The organism is Collimonas sp. GW821-FHT07E08 (assembly GCF_059418905.1).
This window is the reverse complement of the sequence record NZ_JBWKQR010000039.1, coordinates 1-3,920: the sequence shown is the minus strand read 5'-3', so window position 1 is coordinate 3,920 and position 3,920 is coordinate 1. Positions and strand designations below refer to the sequence as shown.

General features: G+C 49.7%; 4 protein-coding genes. 1 reads left to right on the top strand and 3 read right to left on the bottom strand.

Going from position 1 to position 3,920, the window contains the following annotated elements; genetic code table 11:
* Positions 1 to 254: 254 nt before the first annotated feature.
* Positions 255 to 446 (top strand): transposase, encoded by a 192-nt coding sequence (locus AC07RZ_RS23980; RefSeq protein WP_494669853.1) that lies wholly within the window; start codon positions 255 to 257, stop codon positions 444 to 446.
* Positions 447 to 638: 192 nt separating this feature from the next.
* Here the strand turns inward: AC07RZ_RS23980 and AC07RZ_RS23975 are convergent, their stop codons facing one another.
* From AC07RZ_RS23975 to AC07RZ_RS23965, 3 genes are all read right to left on the bottom strand, one after another.
* On the bottom strand, positions 639 to 1,187 hold the full coding sequence (locus AC07RZ_RS23975; protein WP_494669852.1) for a hypothetical protein: 549 nt from the start codon (positions 1,185 to 1,187) through the stop codon (positions 639 to 641).
* Entirely contained in the window at positions 1,165 to 1,908 is a 744-nt protein-coding gene (locus tag AC07RZ_RS23970) for a fimbrial biogenesis chaperone (protein WP_494669851.1), read from the bottom strand. The genes AC07RZ_RS23975 and AC07RZ_RS23970 overlap by 23 nt, the downstream gene beginning before the upstream one ends.
* Position 1,909: 1 nt before the next feature.
* On the bottom strand, positions 1,910 to 3,920 hold a 2,011-nt coding region (locus AC07RZ_RS23965), incomplete at its 5' end, for a fimbria/pilus outer membrane usher protein (RefSeq protein WP_494669850.1).

The window sequence follows — 3,920 nt, the reverse complement described above, 5'->3', positions numbered from 1 at the left end:
AAAGCAATTGACTTAAAAAGAAGCCTTTCATTATAAGCAAATACCCGCACCCCACATCGAAGCCAGCAGAGTGGCTGTGTGATCGCACGGTAACACGGAGAAGCTAAGGTCTCGATCAAGCCGAATCGGAGTGCGAGAACAAAATTAAGAGCAGCAAGGAGGAGGGCGTATCTACAGAAAACACCAGAAAATAGAATGAGGTAGCCTGATTTTTTCGGACACTTCTGTTTGGTAAATCACCAAATGGAGAAATCATGACGGAAGCGAATTCAAGAAATCACATGCCGGAGTTTCGGAAAGAGTCTGTGAAGACGATATTGGCGCAGGGTCTGTCGCTGGAAGAGGCTAGTCGGCGCCTGGGAGTTCCGAAGGGCGCTCTGGCAGCCTGGGTCGCTATCGCTAGGCGTTGCCGCCATAGCAGCACCAGGCGGTCGCGCCGTGGCTGAGTTGGAGGCCGATGATGCTATTATTGCGATGAATAAGTCGCCCACGCAAAATTTTTCAGCAACACGAATTGCCGGAATGACTATCAGCCGGAACACGAGGCATGACTGGACCATTTAGATCATTTTTTACTCTTCTGTTTTTTCAATTGCAACAGGGTCGTCAGATTAAGTCATGGCTAAGGCACAGCTTGTTTACGGGGATTGGATGTCAATGGAGAATTTCGTCAGATATATCCCGGGGTCCATGCGCCTAGTTTGATCTGCTCCTACTTGCGGGACCGTCAGCCCAACTGCGAGCCGTTGTATTTCCCCTGTTGCAATTCCAGAGAATGTATGATTCGGTAAATCACTGAAACGTTTCTTGATGGAGATGCCATCTAAACTCACCAAAGTGGGATGGACAGAAACCAGCTGCGTGCCAGATTTATTGATTGACACACTATCGACATCATTGCCGACAGGTTCTCCAGGGCTTTTCTCCATCGTAATACGCATACTGTCCCCTTTTGTACATTGAAACGAAACGATCGCTTGTACATTATCAAAACGCACCTGCAGCACAGAATTTTTAGCTTGCACCGATGGTAGAGCCCCTGCGTCAGCTGCAACGGCATTTTGCATGATCTTGCAAGACGCTACGGTTTCATCCGCAATGAAGAGGAGTGCACCCAACAACATCAGCGTGACAATGAGGCAAGTTTTTCTGTTTTTCCTTGTCTTACTTTTTAATTGGAAGATCAATTTTTTTCTCCTGATCCATATACCTCAACATGATGAACCCGTTCTTTACTGCAATGCTCTCTGAGGCGATTTCCATATTCACGCTCTTGCCAGGCAAAACGTAATACATCGACGGGTGATCAATTCCTTCTATATTGATGTTTTTTACCATCACATAGCGCGCGCCAATATTTTCGATTGAAAGCCTGACGATTTTCTTCCCATCCTTTTCTGTATCGGCGAGCCACGTGGTTTGCAGCGTTGAAAATGGCATATCATCGCCCCCTTTCGGGGTAACAAAGACGGGCAGTGACATCGTTGCAGACAATGCCAGATTGACGCCTAGGCCCTCACTGAGATCCCCGAGACGCAGTTTCGGAAACTCCTTCACCACGATCCGGTAGTGTTTTTGAGGTCCCGTGAAATCACTACCTTTATATTCGACCCGCAAATTAAGCCCACCGTTCTCTTGCACCGTAGCCACAGGCGGTGACACAACTATATCCTTCGTTGGATGAAGGATAAATTGGCCGTTCTCATCCACGTCCCAGTCATAAATTTCAGTGGATACAAAAACCGGCACAGGTCTCTCGTTGGTAATCAAAAAACTAGTCCTACCGCGTTTTATCGCGGAGCCCAAATCAATATCAAGAAAAGTTTTACTCGTACCCATGGCCCCGGATTGGATGGAGTAAGTCAATAAACAAAGCGGCGCAACAATTTTTATATATTTGCTAATCACATTATTTCTCGCATTGTAAGGTTCTTTTACTCTCGCTCTCGCTATGGCGCTTGTTCAAAGCGTCATCGACGTGGCATGTTTTCGAAAAGTTGGGGGCAAGGAAGACATCAAAATGCTGCGGCAGGTCATGTAGGTCAACAATAAACGCTTTTCCATCATCGCCAATGACGGCGTAGGCATTCTCTTTATCTTTATCCATATTGACGACAAACGAACCATTGTGAATCGGCTGACCGCTACTGTCATTGATGACGACCCATCCCGGTTGTTGGTGCGTGATGGTCGGCTTAAAAAATGCGGCGGACCATTTATTGATCGGCCGATCAATCAGTTGCTTGGGTAATTGTATGTCGTCGGGCTGATCTTCGGAAAATACAGTGTAGTCTGGTGTAGTGTATGGCGTCACATTCGGCACTACAAAATAACCTTGTGCATTGGCCTTTGCGATGGCTTCGTTCTCACTACTCGCACCACTCGGTATGACACTGGCGTTGGGCAACTCTGCGATCTTGACCAACGCCAATGCGCTATCTTCGCTGATATAAGCGGTCGGCATGATTTGCCCGTCAAATGCGATCAGTGCACCGCGCGCATTGCCATTCCATGCAGTGCCGGCGTTGCTCGCGTTGACACCGAGGCCGGCGACGACATCTCTGCCAGAATAGCTATAGCTGCCACCGGCCTGCGCTTGGTCAAGTGGCGTGGCATAGAGTGACATGGAAGAATTGGTATTGAGGGATTGCGTGTAAGTCTCACGGGCGACAAAGCCTGAGCTGCTGTGGGAGAAATCCGACGTCGTCGAACCGCGACCCAGCGCAAACGATAAGGTGAGTCCGATCTGCTTAGCGGTACCAGGGCTGCTGGTTGCATTGCTGAGCGTGCCATAAATGGCGGCGCCGACCTTGGGCGTCAGACGCCAATTATATTGTGCTGTCAACGAGCGCGTGATTGACTTTACAACCCCCGCTACCGGCATCTTACTATCAAACAACGTTGATGGACTGTTGGCAATGACAACGGGAAGATTGCTCCATGAGAAATTACTGGTGAAATGACCGCTCCCCATCGGATAGGTGAGGTTGGCAGCCAGACTCTGTGCCCAATTATGTGACAGTGGACTGTTACTAATAGCGGAGGCTCCAGGCCCGTTCAACTGATAATTTACCGAATAATACGGCCTGGTAAAACTATAATTTGCCGACACGAAATGTCGTGCCACATCGCTCGCTGTTTGACGCCAGCCGATGCCCACAAACACCGAGCCCAGCGCCGACAAATCACGCGCAAAGCCAAGTCCCGCTGACGCGGGTTGTCCGATGACACCCGCTCCATAAGCGGCGACGGCAAGCTGGTCAGTCACGCCGTACTTGGCGTCCACCTGTACGCTGTTTGCCTGTGGTGTGCCTGGGCTAGATGAAAAAGCACTATTGGAGTTCTTACCTGCGGCCAGATCCCATTCGAGCGCTTTCGCTGGCAATAGGCCGACGCCACCGTAGACTAGACTAGTCGAGTTGCCCAGCAGCATTCCGGATTGCGATCTCCGCTCCACCGTCACGGTTTGATTGGGGATGAGATACGGTTCTTCAATGATAAATATCCCTGCGGGCACAGGTATGACGCGCACAACGAGTCCATTTTGTTTGATGGTGACGGTACCAGGCTGCTCCATAAATCCCTCAATTTTGGGCTTGATGCCTATTCGTATGTCGTGGGCGTCGGTTGCACGACGCTGCACCATTACGCCGTTGATCGTGTTGCCTAAGAAGCCGCTAAAATAGTTGGCAATGCCAAGTGGCGCGATACCTTTGCCGACAAATATGCTGGTTCTGGAATCAAAAAAATCTTTTCTGTATAACAGTCGATCCGTACGACGGTTGTAGCTATGCGTGGCAGACGAAACTATCTGGCCAATCAGCACTTGTCCGAAGGGGGAATATAACTGCCCCTGCAACTGCAAGGTGGCGTCTTCTCCATACGGTGAATGAATCCCGCTGGCTGCATAATTGAGCGCC